The organism is Streptomyces graminofaciens (assembly GCF_030294945.1).
Taxonomy (GTDB): domain Bacteria; phylum Actinomycetota; class Actinomycetes; order Streptomycetales; family Streptomycetaceae; genus Streptomyces; species Streptomyces graminofaciens.
The window spans coordinates 10294321-10309816 of the sequence record NZ_AP018448.1 but is presented as its reverse complement, the minus strand read 5'-3'; the positions used below and the strand labels follow the sequence as shown (position 1 = coordinate 10309816).

The 15496-nt window shown below is 70.4% G+C and carries 13 protein-coding genes; 3 read left to right on the top strand and 10 right to left on the bottom strand.

Annotation, left to right across the window (positions count from 1 at the left end; all coding sequences use genetic code 11):
- Positions 1-50: 50 nt before the first annotated feature.
- From pdxT to pgsA, 6 genes are all read right to left on the bottom strand, one after another.
- Positions 51-659, bottom strand: a complete 609-nt coding sequence (gene pdxT / locus SGFS_RS45425) for a pyridoxal 5'-phosphate synthase glutaminase subunit PdxT (protein ID WP_286258384.1) — start codon at positions 657-659, stop codon at positions 51-53.
- Positions 660-665: 6 nt separating this feature from the next.
- Complete coding sequence (pdxS, locus tag SGFS_RS45420; RefSeq protein ID WP_286258382.1) at positions 666-1583, bottom strand: pyridoxal 5'-phosphate synthase lyase subunit PdxS; 918 nt, start codon at positions 1581-1583, stop codon at positions 666-668.
- A gap of 217 nt (positions 1584-1800) precedes the next feature.
- The gene (locus SGFS_RS45415; RefSeq protein ID WP_286258380.1) at positions 1801-2346 is read right to left on the bottom strand and encodes a hypothetical protein; all 546 of its coding nucleotides are present in this window, start codon (positions 2344-2346) and stop codon (positions 1801-1803) included.
- A 133-nt stretch (positions 2347-2479) separates the two neighbouring features.
- Complete coding sequence (locus SGFS_RS45410) at positions 2480-3640, bottom strand: glycosyltransferase family 4 protein (RefSeq protein WP_286258378.1); 1161 nt, start codon at positions 3638-3640, stop codon at positions 2480-2482.
- Positions 3637-4620: a phosphatidylinositol mannoside acyltransferase gene (locus SGFS_RS45405; protein WP_286258376.1), complete on the bottom strand. Its 984-nt coding sequence runs from the start codon at positions 4618-4620 to the stop codon at positions 3637-3639. The genes SGFS_RS45410 and SGFS_RS45405 overlap by 4 nt, the downstream gene beginning before the upstream one ends.
- Complete coding sequence (pgsA, locus tag SGFS_RS45400; RefSeq protein WP_286258375.1) at positions 4617-5306, bottom strand: phosphatidylinositol phosphate synthase; 690 nt, start codon at positions 5304-5306, stop codon at positions 4617-4619. Before pgsA ends, SGFS_RS45405 begins: the two co-directional genes overlap by 4 nt.
- Positions 5307-5624: 318 nt before the next feature.
- On the opposite strand from pgsA, the gene SGFS_RS45395 reads away from it, so the two are divergent.
- The gene (locus SGFS_RS45395; RefSeq protein WP_286258374.1) at positions 5625-7823 is read left to right on the top strand and encodes an elongation factor G-like protein EF-G2; all 2199 of its coding nucleotides are present in this window, start codon (positions 5625-5627) and stop codon (positions 7821-7823) included.
- A gap of 254 nt (positions 7824-8077) precedes the next feature.
- Positions 8078-9745: a hypothetical protein gene (locus SGFS_RS45390; protein WP_286258371.1), complete on the top strand. Its 1668-nt coding sequence runs from the start codon at positions 8078-8080 to the stop codon at positions 9743-9745.
- Positions 9746-9820: 75 nt separating this feature from the next.
- Here the strand turns inward: SGFS_RS45390 and SGFS_RS45385 are convergent, their stop codons facing one another.
- From SGFS_RS45385 to SGFS_RS45370, 4 genes are all read right to left on the bottom strand, one after another.
- A complete protein-coding gene (locus SGFS_RS45385; protein ID WP_286258368.1) occupies positions 9821-10381 on the bottom strand; it encodes an HIT family protein in 561 nt (186 codons plus the stop codon).
- 234 nt (positions 10382-10615) lie between these two features.
- Entirely contained in the window at positions 10616-12589 is a 1974-nt protein-coding gene (gene thrS / locus SGFS_RS45380; RefSeq protein ID WP_286258366.1) for a threonine--tRNA ligase, read from the bottom strand.
- 104 nt (positions 12590-12693) lie between these two features.
- Complete coding sequence (locus SGFS_RS45375) at positions 12694-13989, bottom strand: hypothetical protein (RefSeq protein ID WP_434028154.1); 1296 nt, start codon at positions 13987-13989, stop codon at positions 12694-12696.
- The gene (locus SGFS_RS45370) at positions 13986-14552 is read right to left on the bottom strand and encodes a DUF4365 domain-containing protein (protein WP_286258364.1); all 567 of its coding nucleotides are present in this window, start codon (positions 14550-14552) and stop codon (positions 13986-13988) included. The genes SGFS_RS45375 and SGFS_RS45370 overlap by 4 nt, the downstream gene beginning before the upstream one ends.
- 169 nt (positions 14553-14721) lie before the next feature.
- Here SGFS_RS45370 and SGFS_RS45365 point away from each other — a divergent pair, with 169 nt between their 5' ends.
- Positions 14722-15447, top strand: coding sequence for a 3'-5' exonuclease (locus SGFS_RS45365; RefSeq protein ID WP_286258363.1), 726 nt, complete (start codon positions 14722-14724; stop codon positions 15445-15447).
- Positions 15448-15496 lie beyond the last annotated feature (49 nt).

Below are 15496 nucleotides of genomic sequence, written 5' to 3'. Positions count from 1 at the left end.
CTGCCTGTCTCCTTCGCGTAAACCCATCTCTGCAACGAACCCCAGAGATCCTACAAGGACTCCGCCGCCCGGTTCGCGCGCACCATGTCGACGAAGAGCGCGTGCAGCCGGTGGTCGCCGGTCAGCTCCGGGTGGAACGACGTGGCGAGGGCGTTGCCCTGGCGTACGGCGACGATGTGACCGCCGTGCTCGGCGAGCACCTCGGTACGCGCGCCCACCGACTCCACCCAGGGGGCACGGATGAAGACGCCTTCTACAGGATCGCCCTCGACGCCCTTGACGTCGACCGCCGCCTCGAAGGACTCGTTCTGGCGGCCGAAGGCGTTGCGGCGCACGATCATGTCGATGCCGCCGATGGTCTCCTGGCCCGAGCGAGGGTCGAGGATCTTGTCGGCGAGCATGATCAGGCCGGCGCAGGTGCCGTACACGGGCATGGCGTCGCGCACGCGCGCGCGTAGCGGTTCCATGACGCCGAAGAGGACGGCCAGCTTGGAGATGGTGGTGGACTCGCCGCCGGGGATGACCAGGCCGTCCACCTCGGCGAGTTCCTCGGGGCGCCGCACCGGCCTGGCCACGGCATCAGCCGCGGCCAGGGCGATGAGGTGCTCCCGTACGTCGCCCTGGAGGGCCAGGACGCCTATGACGGGGGTGTTGCTCATGGGTGCTTACCAGCCCCGGTTCGCGTAGCGCTCGGCCTCGGGGAGGGTGTCGCAGTTGATGCCGACCATGGCCTCGCCCAGGTTGCGGGAGGCGTCCGCGATGATCTTCGGGTCGTCGTAGAAGGTGGTGGCCTTCACGATGGCGGCGGCGCGCTTGGCCGGGTCGCCGGACTTGAAGATGCCGGAGCCGACGAAGACGCCCTCGGCGCCGAGCTGGCGCATCAGCGCGGCGTCGGCCGGGGTGGCCACGCCACCGGCGGAGAAGAGGACCACGGGGAGCTTGCCCAGCTCGGCAACCTCCTTGACCAGCTCGTACGGGGCGCGCAGGTCCTTGGCGGCGGCGTACAGCTCGTTGTTGTCGAAGCCGCGGAGCTTGGCGATCTCGTTCTTGATCTGGCGCAGGTGGCGGACGGCCTCGACGACGTTGCCGGTGCCGGCCTCGCCCTTGGAGCGGATCATGGCGGCGCCCTCGGCGATGCGGCGCAGGGCCTCGCCGAGGTTGGTGGCGCCGCAGACGAAGGGGGTCGTGAAGGCCCACTTGTCGGAGTGGTTGACCTCGTCGGCCGGGGTCAGGACCTCGGACTCGTCGATGTAGTCGACGCCGAGGGACTGCAGGACCTGGGCCTCGACGAAGTGGCCGATGCGGGACTTGGCCATGACGGGGATCGAGACGGCCTCGATGATGCCCTCGATCATGTCCGGGTCGGACATACGGGCCACTCCGCCGTCCTTGCGGATGTCGGCCGGGACCCGCTCCAGGGCCATGACGGCGACGGCGCCCGCGTCTTCGGCGATCTTCGCCTGCTCCGGCGTGACAACGTCCATGATCACGCCGCCCTTGAGCTGCTCGGCCATGCCGCGCTTCACGCGGGCGGTGCCGGTCTCGGGGGTCTGGGGGGCGGCGTTGGAGAGCGTGCTGGACACGGGTTCGACCTCACTCGGGGAAAGAGGGTTTCTGCAGCCTTGAGGAAACGTGAGGGGAGCAGGCCACTGCAAGGGCCAATGGGGAGGCGGTGGCTCGTTTTCGGAGTGGGTGGAGGGTGCGCTGGGTCTCTGCGTTGTTCGTGTGCGGGGCGGTGGGGGATGGTCGCGCAGTTCCCCGCGCCCCTCGCGGGAGCGCCTCGGCTCTCTTGCCCCGGGCTCACGCGCCGCCGCGGTCCGCCAATGCGGTCGGTGGCTCGTCGTCCATTTCGAAGGCCAAGGGGAACGGGGCATGGCCGGCCAGACGGAACCAGCGGACCTTGCGGTGGCGGCGGAGGGCACGCGCCGCGCGTACGGCGTCGTTGTGGAAGCGCCGCGCCATCGGCACCCGGCGCACGGCCTCGGCCAGTTCGTTGGCGGCGTCGTCACCGCCCGGCGCCTCCCGCACCGCCTCCACCTGCTGGGCCTCCTCGAACACCGCCCGCAGCGCCTGGCTCAGCTCGCTCTCGGCGACCTCGCGCTGCTCCTCCTCGGCCTGCCGCGCCGCGTGCGCCGCCTCGTACAGCACGATCGAGGCGGCCGGGTCCAACACCCCCGACGTGGCCAGCTCCTGGGCCACCGAGGCGCGGCGCAGCAACTGGGCGTCGAGCGCGGCCCGGGCGGCGTCGAGGCGCGAGTGCAGCCGGTCGAGGCGCCCCGCGGTCCAGCTCAGGTAGAGGCCGATCACGAGGAGGGCGACCGCGATCCAGATGAGTGTGGAAGTCACGGGCCGCAAGGCTACCCGTGCAGTTCCCCGACACACGTCGGCGAGGGGGACAGGTCATGGCCGGACGTACAACTCCCGCCCCCGGGGCGCCGACCGGCATCGCGGCTACAACTCGAAGCCCCCCTTCCCCGAGTCAGTCCCGCGCGAACCCCAACCGCGCCCGCAACCCGGCCCGTTCGTCCGCCGCCACGGAGGCCGCGCCCTCCGTGACCGTCTCGTAGACCCCGAGAATGTCCGCACCGACCGTCGACCAGTCGAAACGACGGACGTGCTTGCTCCCGCGTTCGCGCAGTTCGGCACGGCGCTCGGGATCACCCAGGAGACGCAGGGCGGCCTCCGCCAGCGCGTCGGCGTCCTCATTGGCGAACAACTCCCCCGCCGTGCCCTGGTCGAGAACCTGGGCGAAGGCGTCGAGGTCGGAGGCGAGGACCGGGGCGCCCGCCGACATGGCCTCGACGAGGATGATGCCGAAGCTCTCGCCGCCGGTGTTGGGGGCGACGTACACATCGACGCTGCGCAGGAAGCGGGCCTTGTCCTCGTCGCTGACCATGCCGAGGAACTCCACGCGCGAGCGCAGCTCCTTGGGCAGCGACTCGACTGCCTCCACCTCGTCACCGCGCCCGGCGACCAACAGCCGGGTCCGCGGGCGCTCGGCGAGGATCTTCGGGAGGGCCCGCATCAGGACGGGCAGGCCCTTGCGGGGCTCGTCGATCCGGCCGATGAAGCCGAGGGTGTCGCCCTGCCAGTCGGGGTTGGGCTTGGCGCGGGCGAAGAAGTCCACGTCGACACCGTTCGGGATGACGACCGCGTCGCCGCCCAGGTGTTCGACGAGCGTGCGGCGCGCGTACTCGCTCACGGCGATGCGCGCGCTGATCTTCTCCAGCGCGGGCTGGAGGATCGGGTACGCGGCGATCATCGCCCGGGAGCGCGGGTTCGACGTGTGGAACGTGGCGACGATCGGGCCCTGTGCGGCCCAGCAGGCCAGCAGGCCCAGCGAGGGCGAGGCCGGCTCGTGGATGTGGATCACGTCGAACGTGCCGTCGTGCAGCCAGCGCCGTACGCGCGCGGCCGACAGGAAACCGAAGTTCAGCCGGGCCACCGAGCCGTTGTACGGCACCGGGACCGCGCGGCCCGCGGAGACGACGAAGGGCGGCAGAGGCGTGTCGTCGTCGGCGGGGGCGAGCACGGACACCTCGTGGCCGAGGCGGATCAGATGGTCGGCCAGGTCGCGGATGTGGAACTGGACTCCCCCGGGCACGTCCCAGGAGTACGGGCAGACGATGCCGATCCTCACGGGCGGGCCTTCCCGGGATCCTGTTCGGAAGAACCCGCGGAAGACTTCTCGGTCGCGTTCCCCGAGGCCTTCTCGGGATCTTTCGCGGGATCGAGATCCACGAGCCACAAGCGCTGGAGCATGTGCCAGTCCTCCGGGTGGTCGGCGATGCCGGTGGCGAAGGCGTCTGCCAGCGCCTGTGTCATGACAGACGTCTTCTCGGCGCGGGTACCTGTCCCGGGTACCTCGATCGGGGGATGCACACGTCCTTGCATGACGGGCGAGTCGTCGTACCAGAGCGTCACCGGCAGCAGCAGCGCGCCGGTCTGCTGGGCGAGGAGGGCGGGGCCCGCGGGCATGCGGGTCTTCTCGCCGAAGAAGTCGACCTCGACGCCGGACGCGGACAGATCGCGGTCGGCGACCAGGCAGACCAGGCCGCCGTCGCGCAGCCGCCGGGCGAGCGTGCCGAAGGCGGTGCCGCCGTTGTGCGGCAGGACCTCCATGCCGAGGCCCTCGCGGTAGGCGACGAAACGGTCGTAGAGCGTCTCGGGCTTGAGGCGTTCGGCGACCGTCGTGAACGAGGTCTCCAGCTTGGTGGTGACCCAGGCGCCGGCGAGGTCCCAGTTGGCCAGATGCGGCAGCGCGAGGATGACGCCCTGGTCGGAGGCGAGGCCGCCGGTGAGGTAGTGCACGTCCTGCACGTCGAAGCCGTGCCTGATGCGCTCCTTGCTCCAGGCGGGGAGCCGGAAGGATTCCATCCAGTAGCGCAGGTACGAACGCATGCCCGCGCGTGAGAGCTCGGCGAGGCGCTCGGGGGACGCCTCGGGCACCACGCGCGCGTAGTTGGCCTCCAGCCGGCGTACGAGGGGGCCGCGGCGCTTCCAGGTGGCATCCGCGATCGTCTGCCCGAGGCGTACGGCGACGGGCTCCGGGAGCTTCTTCACCGTGCTCCAGCCGAGGCCGTAGAGCCCGTCGGTCAGGCGTTCCTGGAGTCCGCTCACGAGGTGGCCTCGGTGGGGCGCTGCGGAGCGTCGTCCGCGGCCGCCTTCGCCGCCTCTGCCTCGGCCTCCGCGGACTCGCGGCGCACGGTGACGACCCGCTGGATCAGGGTGACGAGGCTGCCGACGGCGACGATCCACAGGGCGACGGGCAGGAGCACCTCGATACCGGGCACGCCGAACTTGTGCAGTCCCGAGAGGCCGGCCGCGACCAGCGAGATCACCAGCCGCTCGGCACGCTCCACCAGGCCGTTGACCGCCACCGGCAGGCCGATCGATTCTCCACGTGCCTTGGTGTACGACACGACCTGGCCGCTCGCCAGGCAGAAGATCGAGACGGCGCACAGGACGTTGTCGTTGCCGCCGCCCGCGTACCACAGGGCGAAGCCGCCGAAGATCGCGCCGTCGGCGACCCGGTCGAGTGTGGAGTCCAGGAAGGCGCCCCACGGGCTGGAGCGGCCCATCTGGCGGGCCATGTTGCCGTCGACGAGGTCGGAGAACACGAACAGGGTGATGACGATCGTGCCCCAGAAGAACTCACCGCGGGGGTAGAAGACCAACGCGCCCGCGATCACTCCGGCGGTGCCGAGGAGCGTGACCGTGTCGGGGCTGACCCCACGACGGATGAGAAACGCGGCGAACGGTGTGAGGACACGCGTGAAAAATGCACGCGCGTACTTGTTCAGCATGGCCTTCCCGAGGGTCGGTGTCGCCGCGCGGCCCTGCTGGCCACCGGCTGGCCCATCGTAGCCACGCGCCCACGCGGGCGACCGTCGGGCACCAGCACGCCGTGTCACGTCCTGGTGGCGACCGGATCACGGCGAGATCGCGGGGCCGCCGCACCGGCGCTCACCTGGGCCGACGGGAGGGATCACGTCCGCCGTATGGACGCGCCGTGACGGGAGTGGAAAGCTCGAAGGACCGCGGGCGTCGCCGGAGCCGCCACCGCACGCGGACTCCGCGTGTCCGCGCCCACAGTGACCTCACCGTGCACGGGAGGCAGGACCATGGGCGACAAGGCGAACGCACACCCCGGAGCCGCCGGCAGGGCTACGGCGGCCGACCACCCCGCGTCCGTACGGAATGTGGTGCTGGTCGGCCACTCCGGTTCGGGCAAGACGACATTGGTGGAGGCTCTCGCGCTGACGGCGGGAGCCGTGAACCGGGCGGGCCGTGTGGAGGACGGCGGCACCGTCTCCGACTACGACGAGATCGAGCACCGGCAGCAACGCTCGGTGCAGCTCTCCCTGGTGCCCGTCGAATGGGGCGGGTACAAGATCAACCTTCTGGACACTCCCGGATACGCCGACTTCGTCGGGGAACTCAGGGCCGGTCTGCGAGCGGCGGACGCGGCCCTTTTCGTCGTCTCGGCGTCCGACGGGGTCGACGGCTCGACCCGCATGGTGTGGGACGAGTGCGCGGCGGTCGGCATGCCCCGGGCCATCGTGGTCACGCATCTGGAGGCCGCGCGGGCGGACTTCGAGGAGATGACCCGGGTCTGCGCGCAGACGTTCGGCGGGGACGACCCCGACGCCGTGCTGCCGCTGTATCTGCCGCTGCGAGGCCCGCAGGGCCCGGACGGGCACGCGCCGGTGACCGGGCTGACCGGGCTGCTGACCCAGAAACTGTTCGACTACTCCTCCGGCGAACGCAAGGAGTCCGAGCCGGGCTCCGACCAGCTGCCGGCGATCGAGGAGGCCCGCAACCGGCTGATCGAGGGGATCATCGCCGAGAGCGAGGACGAGACCCTCATGGACCGCTATCTCGGCGGCGAGGACATCGACGTCAAGACGCTCGTCGACGACCTTGAGCGGGCCGTCGCGCGCGGCGCCTTCCACCCCGTGCTGGCCGCCGCCCCGGCGGCCGAGGGTTCGAAGCAGGGCCTCGGCACCGTCGAACTGCTGGAGCTGGTCACCGGCGGCTTCCCGACCCCACTGGAGCGCGAGGCGCCCTCGGTCACCACCCCGGACGGCCGGCCGCGCGAGATCGAGGCGTCCTGCGACCCGGACGGCCCGCTGGTCGCCGAGGTGGTGAAGACGGCCAGCGACCCCTACGTGGGCCGTATCTCGCTCGTACGGGTGTTCTCCGGGACCCTGCGGCCCGACGAGACGGTGCATGTCTCCGGGCACGGCCTCGCCGATCGCGGTCACGAGGACCACGACGTGGACGAGCGGATCGGCGCCCTGTCCGCGCCGTTCGGCAAGCAGCAGCGGGTGCTCAGCCACTGCATCGCGGGCGACCTGGCCTGTGTGGCGAAGCTGAACCGAGCCGAGACCGGGGACACGCTTTCGGCCAAGGACGATCCGCTGCTCATGGAGCCCTGGGAGATGCCCGACCCACTGCTGCCGCTCGCCATCCAGGCACACAGCAAGGCCGACGAGGACAAGCTCTCCCAAGGGCTCGCCCGGCTCGTCGCGGAGGACCCGACCATGCGCCTGGAGCAGAACCAGGACACCCACCAAGTGGTCCTGTGGTGCCTCGGAGAAGCCCACGCGGACGTGGCCCTGGAGCGGCTGCGCAGCCGCTACGGCGTCCAGGTCGACGTCGTACCGCACAAGGTCTCCCTACGGGAGACGTTCGCCGACAGGTCGGCCGGGCGCGGCCGTCATGTGAAGCAGTCCGGCGGGCACGGGCAGTACGCGATCTGCGAGATCGAGGTGGAGCCGTTGCCCGGCGGTTCGGGCATCGAGTTCGTGGACAAGGTCGTCGGCGGTGCCGTGCCGCGGCAGTTCATCCCGTCCGTGGAGAAGGGCGTACGGGCGCAGGCAGCCAAGGGAGTCGCGGCCGGTTATCCGCTCATCGACGTCCGGATCACGCTGTTGGACGGCAAGGCGCACTCCGTGGACTCCTCCGACGCCGCGTTCCAGACGGCGGGCGCGCTGGCGCTGCGCGAGGCGGCGGCCGACGCGAAGATCCACCTGCTGGAGCCGGTCGCCGAGGTGTCGGTCCTGGTGGGGGACGCGTATGTGGGCCCGGTGATGAGCGACCTGTCCGGCCGGCGCGGCCGGGTCGTCGGCACCGAGCAGGCCGGCGGCGGGCGCACGCTCGTACGGGCCGAGGTCCCCGAGATCGAGATCGGTCGGTACGCCGTCGATCTGCGGTCTCTGTCCCACGGCACCGCGCGCTTCGGCCGCAGTTACGCGCGGCACGAGCCGATGCCGGCCCAGGTGGCGGAGAGGGTCCGCGAACAGGCCGGGGAGAACTGAGAGTTCGGCTGCGCAGGCCCTGCGCCGGGCGGTTTCGGCCGTCCGCCGCAGGGCCTGCGGTGCGGGTCGACGGCTCGGTATCGGCGGCTTCCGTGAATGTCCGATCTTTCCGGCGCCGGATGTCCGTGGCTGCGGATACGCTGATCACCTGATCGACAAGTCTGGCTTGATCAGGGCCGGATCGGGTTATGACCTGATCAACAGGTGTGCGGAGCACGGAAGTCGGGAAGGCCGCAGGAGCGGAAAATGCGGCGATGGGGGCGGCGGTGGCGGACGAATTCGATTTCACTCCCGGGGCACAGGTGCCGCTGACGGGCACCGCGGGACAGACCGCGGCGACGTACGCCCTGGCGTCGGCGGCCTACCGGGACAACGACGTCGAGGAGATCCTCAAGGCCGACAACGAGTGGCACAAGTCCACGGTCAAGGCCGGTCGCAAGTGGGCGACGATCTTCAAGCCGAACCTCGGCGAGGCGTTCTCCCTGGCGGTGCGCGACCGCATGGTGGGCGCCGGGCGCAAGCCGCTCATCCAGTCCTTCGGCATGGAGCCGCAGGTCGTGGTCGAGCACGCCCTGGCGTCGATCAACATCCGCAGGGAGCGCGACAACTGGCTCTCGGCGATCATGGTGGTGTGCGGGCTGCTCTTCCTGCCCGGGCTGCTGATGTGGCTGTTGATCTTCCAGCTTCGGACGCAGGTCGCGAAGCGCGACGACAAACGCGCCGGAGCCCTCGCCACCACACTCCTGCTCGCCGCGGGCGCCTTCGCGGTGATCTTCCTGCTGAAGATGCCGTTCACCGGCTTCTGGGCCTGGTACGCGCGTGCGTGCGTGGTGATGCCCGTCGTGGGCTGGTTCTGGGCCAAGCACATCTGCGAGCGCACCGCCAAGGACCTGCGTGAGCGCTGGACCAGTCTGCTGTCCGGCGGCGGCATCGGCGCCAAGATCCCCGAGGCCGTGCCCGGCAACCCCGGCGACAAGGCCGAGCAGCTGCGCAAGGAGCTGGCCCGCCTCAGCGCGGAGCAGCGGTCCAACCTGGTCTTCTACGCCGGCCCCAAGGGCATCCTCGGCATGGGCACGCGCTGGGGCAGCTGGCAGCTCGCCGAGGACCTCGTGCAGGCCGACCCCGGCAAGGAGATCCACCCGTTCCGCAGCTGGGACGTGATACGTGCCATCCACGACCAGCTGCGCATGCTGGAGCGCGGCCCGCTCAACACAGGCGGCTTCCCGGCCCCGTCGATCAAGCACTGGATCGTCAGCCCGATCGCCGAGGGCGCCGGCGAGGTCTCGCGGCCCGAGGGCACTGACGTCGAGGCGTTCCAGTTCAAGAACCACGCCATACAGGACATCTGCAACAAGCAGCAGTTCGGCAGCGGGAACCGGCACTACCTGGGCGTCCAGTGGACGCTCTGGGACGGCCAGTTGATCATCACGATGATGATCACCGTGACGGTGCTCCACCAGACCCTGCGCATCGAGGTGACCGGGCACGCGCTGGGCCCGGTGCACGGCCTGTTCAACAACAAGCCCGCCGCGAAGGAGAAGTCGGTCCAGAAGCCGATCCGCTTCTGGGAGACCCGGAAGGTGAAGCTCCCGCTGGTCGAAACCGACGAGGTCGTCCGGCTGGCCGCGCGGGCCCCACTGACCTGGTATCCGCCGCTGCTGAACTGGCTGGGCGGGTCGATGGCGCTGCCCGAGCCGTTCGGCATGCGGCACGCCTGGGCGGACCAGCCGTGGCGACACCGCTTCATGGCGGACGACGCGCTGCGCGCCGCCACGCCCGTACTGCGCGTGGTCCACACCGCCGCCCTCAAGGTGCTGGCGGAGAACGGCGTGGACACCGAGAAGTTCGGCGCGCGGGCGGGGTTCCTCAGCGGGGCGGTGCAGGACCCGACACCGCGAAAGGCGGACCTCTACGACGCGTGAGCGCGCGTCGGCTTGGGCGAGGGGGTGCTTGGGGCTGCGTGTCGGGCGCAGCCCCGGGACGGGACCGCCCGGCGATCAGGCCGTCGGCCAGGCCTCTGCCAGCATCTTTCGCGTGTCGGCGAGCAGCTGCGGCAGCACCTTCGTGTGGCCGACCACCGGCATGAAGTTGGTGTCGCCGCCCCAGCGGGGCACGATGTGCTGATGGAGGTGCGCGGCGATACCCGCCCCGGCCACCGTCCCCTGGTTCATGCCGATGTTGAAGCCGTGCGCGCCGGAGGCGGTTCGCAGCGCCGTCATCGACTGCTTGGTCAGCTCTGCCAGCTCCGCCGTCTCCGGCCCGGTCAGGTCCGTGTAGTCGGCGACGTGGCGGTAGGGCACGACCATCAGATGACCGCCGTTGTACGGGTAGAGGTTGAGCACCGCGTACACATGCTCGCCACGCCTGATGATCAGGCCGTCCTCGTCCGACTTGGCCGGGATCGAGCAGAACGGGCAGCCGTCGTCGGCTCCGGGGCCGGTCGGTTTGTTCTCGCCCTGGATGTACGCCATCCGGTGGGGCGTCCACAGGCGCTGAAACGCGTCCTGCGTTCCCACTCCGATCTGCTGCTCCGGCTCACTCGTCATGAAGTGCAGCATATGGCTTCGTCCGTTCGCGGCGTGTCGCCGGGTGCCGGGGAGAACCGGACGCGGCCAAGCTATCCCGATGGACCACGGCAGCCGCGTACACCGCTGGGGAACGGCGGATCCACGGCTCGGTCACGGGGTCGTTCTCGTCCTGACTGCTGCATGTGTTCGCCCGCGACGACGAGCGAAGGCCCCCGGGGAGCTGAACTCCCCGGGGGCCCTCACCTGTCCATGCGTACGCGCGCCTCAGATCTGGACGCGGTCCTCCACGACCTTCGCGATCTTCGCGATGGCCTCGTCGACCGGGATGCCGTTCTCCTGGGATCCGTCGCGGTAGCGGAAGGAGACGGCGCCGGCCGCCATGTCCTCGTCGCCCGCGATGACCATGAAGGGCACCTTCGCCTTCTGGGCGTTGCGGATCTTCTTCTGCATGCGGTCGGAGGAGGCGTCGACGTCGACACGCAGCCCCTTCTTCTTCGCCTCGGCGGCGAACTTCTGCAGATACTCCACATGCGCGTCGCCGATCGGGATGCCGACCGCCTGGACAGGCGCCAGCCAGGCCGGGAAGGCGCCCGCGTAGTGCTCGAGGAGTACCGCGAAGAAGCGCTCGATAGAGCCGAACAGAGCGCGGTGGATCATGACCGGGCGCTGCTTGGAGCCGTCCGGGCCGGTGTACTCGAGGTCGAAGCGCTCCGGCAGGTTGAAGTCGAGCTGCACGGTCGACATCTGCCAGGTGCGGCCGATGGCGTCCTTGCACTGCACGGAGATCTTCGGCCCGTAGAACGCGGCGCCGCCCGGGTCCGGGACCAGCGGGAGGCCCTGCTTCTCGGCCACCTGCTGCAGCGTCTCGGTGGCCTCCTCCCAGGCTTCGTCCGAGCCGACGAACTTCTCCGGGTCCTTGGTGGACAGCTCCAGGTAGAAGTCCGTGAGGCCGTAGTCGCGCAGCAGGTTCAGGACGAAGGTGAGCGTCTTGTCGAGCTCGTCCGCCATCTGCTCACGGGTGCAGTAGATGTGCGCGTCGTCCTGCGTGAAGCCGCGTGAACGGGTCAGACCGTGCACGACGCCGGACTTCTCGTACCGGTACACGGTCCCGAACTCGAAGAGACGCAGCGGGAGTTCACGGTACGAACGACCACGCGCGTCGAAGATCAGGTTGTGCATCGGGCAGTTCATGGGCTTGAGGTAGTAGTCCACGCCCTCGTCGAGCTGCATGGGCGGGTACATGCCGTCGGCGTACCAGTCCAGGTGGCCCGAGGTCTCGAAGAGCTTGCCCTTGGTCGCGTGCGGCGAGTAGACGAACTCGTAGCCCTCCTCCTCGTGCCGCTTGCGCGAGTAGTCCTCCATGACCCGGCGGATGATGCCGCCCCTGGGGTGGAAGACGGCAAGACCGGGGCCGACCTCCTCCGGGAAGGAGAACAGGTCCAGCTCGTTGCCGAGCTTGCGGTGGTCGCGCTTCTCGGCCTCGGCGAGGAAGTCGAGGTGGGCCTTCAGCTCGTCCCTGGACGGCCAGGCGGTGCCGTAGATGCGCTGGAGCATCGGGTTCTTCTCGCTGCCGCGCCAGTACGCGGCGGCGTTGCGCATCAGCTTGAACGCCGGGATGTTGCGGGTGGTGGGCAGGTGGGGACCGCGGCAGAGGTCCTTCCAGCACAGGTCACCGGTCTTGGCGTCCAGGTTGTCGTAGATCGTCAGCTCGCCGGCGCCGACTTCGACGTCCGCGCCGTCGTCGGCGGAGGCCGAGCCCTTGATGCCGATCAGCTCCAGCTTGTACGGCTCGTCCGCCAGCTCTTCGCGGGCGGCCTCGTCGGTGACGACGCGCCGCGAGAAGCGCTGGCCGCGCTTCTGGATCTCCTGCATCTTCTTCTCGATGGCCTTGAGGTCCTCGGGCGTGAACGGCTTCTCGACATCGAAGTCGTAGTAGAAACCGTCCCGGACCGGCGGGCCGATGCCCAGCTTGGCCTCCGGGAAGAGCTCCTGCACGGCCTGGGCCATCACATGCGCGGTGGAGTGGCGCAGGATGTTCAGACCGTCCTCGGAGGAGATCTCCACACCCTCGACGGTCTCGCCGTCCTTCAGCTCGTACGCGAGGTCCTTGAGCTCACCACCCACGCGGGCCGCGACGATGCTGCGGTCCTCGAACAGGTCGGCGGCCGTAGTGCCCGTCGTCACCACGCGTTCTTCCCGCTCGGAATCGCGTTGGATGATCACACGGACGTCGGACACCGGTCTCTCCTGACTGAAGGTGAATGCGTGCGCCACTGCGTACGCAGACAGGAATCGTACCGAGCCGGGGGTGCGCTCCGCGAAACGGTTAAGTCCAGGGGCCGTCAGTCCCCGCCGCACGCCTCCTCGAAGAAGGCCGTGATCTCCGCGGTCTCCTGGAGGGACTTCATCAACCGGTCCCGCTCCGCCTCGTCGACCTGCACCGGCGCGACCCCGCCGGCGTCCGTGAGCCGCCGGAACCCGCCCCGGCTCTCCAGCCGTCCGTGCACCCGCACCGGCAGCCCGACGAGATGGGCGTGCCCCGCGATCCGGTACGACTCCTCGTCCAGCGTCATCCGGACGTGCGACACCTCGGCGCCGGCGAGCACGCGCAGCCGTACCGTCCCCTCCCCGCGCGGCCCCGACCTTCGCATCCGTACGACGGCTCCGGTGATCCGCACCGGCATCGAGGGTTCCTCGCGCAGATAGCGGGCCCCCGCCTCGCGCAGCACGGGCAGGTCGCCGGGCGAGAACTCGACGGGTTCGGCGGGGGTGGCGCAGCCCTCGGGGACCCCGGCGGCGGGCGCCCAGTCGACGGCGATCCGGGCGCCCTCGGTGCCGCGGACCAGGGCGACGAGGGCCTCGGTCAGCTCATGGCTCACCCCGGCCTCGACGGCACCGTCGAAGGCGTCCATGCCACCGGTGGCCCGCCGGTAGTCGATGGCCTCACGGGCGGCGTACAGGGCCTGGTGCAGGCGTACGACGAGGGGGCGGCCGGTGGCGACGGGGACGAAGGCGGTGAGCCGGCGGCCTCCGGAGGCAGCTCCGACGAGGACGCCGTCGAGGGAGGCCGCGGCGGGGCGGCGGTGCCGGGCGCCGTAGTAACCGGCACGCGCGCGTGTGGCCAGCGCCGCGGCGAGGAGTGTCTGGCGGGCGGCCGAGCGCAGTTGGTCCTCCACGACCCAGGCGGCGGTGCCCACGACGCCGGTCGGGACGTCCCGGGACCAGTGGATCTCGTCGCTGGGCACGGCGAGGCCGACCAGCACGTCACGGGCGGCGGGCGAGCCGCTGCGGGAGAGGGCGATCAGGGCCTCGCCGAGCAGGTCGTCGCTGTCGGGGAAGGCACGGTTCTCCGGCACCAGCAGGCTCGTGCCGGTGCCGCCAGGCCCGGGCGGGGTCCAGCGGCCGTACCTCCCGGCGGCTCCGCCGCGCCGCTGCCAGCCGTGCCTGCGCAGCAGCGCGCCGAGGACGGCGGGGTCGACCTGGTCGGGGGCGGGCGGCGGGGTCCAGTGGGGCTCGACGGGATGGGGCCGGGCGAAGCGCAGGGGTTCGTCTATGGGCCGTCGTACGGACAGGTCCCCGTCGCTTCGGCCGACGGGCCGTCGTGCGGGCAGGCCATCGTCGGTGGGTCGGTATGTCAAGGTGTGCCTCCCGTTCCGACCCGCGTCATGATCTCGCAGAGCGCTCGGTCGTCGAAGATGCGCGAGGTCGGTATGCGCACGGTGGTGCGGCGGCGGCCGGTGATCGGCTGTCCGGCGAGGTTGATCCAGTAGCAGCAGTGCCGCAGGTCGAGGCGGTCGTGGCCGGCCCGCAGCCACTGGTCCTGCGACCTCGGCACGATCATCACGACCAGGATCTTGTGCACCGAGACGGGGGTGCGGGCGAGCTTCGCCAGGTGGTCGTTGTCGAGTGTGAAGGAGAAGAAGCGGCCCGGGGGGTTCGGCGCGACCTGGTAGGTGGCCTTGAGCTGCACCTTGATGGTGACCTCGTCATCGACGGTGTGGCCGGGGGCGCTGTGGCTGACGTGCCAGTCGATGCCGTTGTCCGGAAAGGGCTGGGACAGGGAGCAGCCGGCGGCGGCGGCCACGGCGTGCAGATAGCCCACCTGCAGGGTCTCCATGCAGGCGGTGGTGGCGAGGGTGCCGCGATGAGGTGCCGCGCTCTCGGGCAGCAGCCCGCCCCTCTCGGGCTGCGCTATGGCCATGACGAACTGCCCCTCCCCAGCGGATGAATCCTCGTGTCGAGCCCCTGAACTGCGCAGACCCGTACTTCTGTTGTCTCCGTCCGGCGTACGGCGCAAACAGCCCGGGTATCACCAAAAGGGCAGAAGACGGTGCGTCAGCTGCCGTGGGTGAATGAGGAGTTGTGTAGGTATGACGTGCTGGTACGAGGGCCCTTTGGCCGCGTTCGACACGGAGACCACCGGTGTGGACGTCGAGACCGACCGCATAGTGTCGGCCGCCGTCGTCGTCCAGGACGCGCCCGGTGCCCGTCCCCGGGTGACGCGGTGGCTGGTGAATCCGGGTGTGCCGATGCCCGCCGCGGCGACGGCGGTGCACGGGCTGACGGACGAGCGGTTGCAGCGCGACGGCCGCTGGCCGGCGCCGGTGATGGAGGAGATGGTCAGGGAGCTGGCGGAGCAGGCCGCGCACGGCCGTCCGCTGGTGGTGATGAACGCGCCGTTCGATCTGACGTTGCTGGACCGCGAGTTGCGCCGCCATCGCGCTTCCTCGCTGGACCGCTGGTTCGAGACGACACCGCTGCAGGTCCTCGACCCGCGGGTCCTGGACAAGCATCTGGACCGCTACCGCAAGGGCCGCCGCACGCTCACCGACCTCTGCGCGCACTACGAGGTCACTCTGGAGGGCGCGCACGACGCGGGGGCGGACGCACTGGCCGCGCTGGAGGTCGTACGGGCGGTGGGGCGTCGTTTCGCGGCCCGGCTCGCCCGTCTCTCCCCCGCCGAGCTGCACACACTGCAGGCGGTGTGGCACGCGGCGCAGGCGCGCGGTCTGCAGGCGTGGTTCGCACGCAGCGGTTCGGAGGAGGCGGTGGACCCGGCGTGGCCGCTGCGTCCGGACCTGCCGGCGGCGGCGTGACCGAACCGAGAGCCGACATGTACGGACAACAGAAAACCGGTCCGTCATC

What these genes read in the sequence shown, in the direction of transcription:
- SGFS_RS45395 (WP_286258374.1), top strand. Translation starts at nt 5,625, where the DNA reads ATGGGCGACAAGGCGAACGCACACCCCGGAGCCGCCGGCAGGGCTACG.
- SGFS_RS45390 (WP_286258371.1), top strand. Translation starts at nt 8,078, where the DNA reads ATGGGGGCGGCGGTGGCGGACGAATTCGATTTCACTCCCGGGGCACAG.
- pdxT (WP_286258384.1), bottom strand. Translation starts at nt 659, where the DNA reads ATGAGCAACACCCCCGTCATAGGCGTCCTGGCCCTCCAGGGCGACGTA.
- SGFS_RS45370 (WP_286258364.1), bottom strand. Translation starts at nt 14,552, where the DNA reads ATGGCCATAGCGCAGCCCGAGAGGGGCGGGCTGCTGCCCGAGAGCGCG.
- SGFS_RS45365 (WP_286258363.1), top strand. Translation starts at nt 14,722, where the DNA reads ATGACGTGCTGGTACGAGGGCCCTTTGGCCGCGTTCGACACGGAGACC.
- pgsA (WP_286258375.1), bottom strand. Translation starts at nt 5,306, where the DNA reads ATGCTGAACAAGTACGCGCGTGCATTTTTCACGCGTGTCCTCACACCG.
- SGFS_RS45385 (WP_286258368.1), bottom strand. Translation starts at nt 10,381, where the DNA reads ATGCTGCACTTCATGACGAGTGAGCCGGAGCAGCAGATCGGAGTGGGA.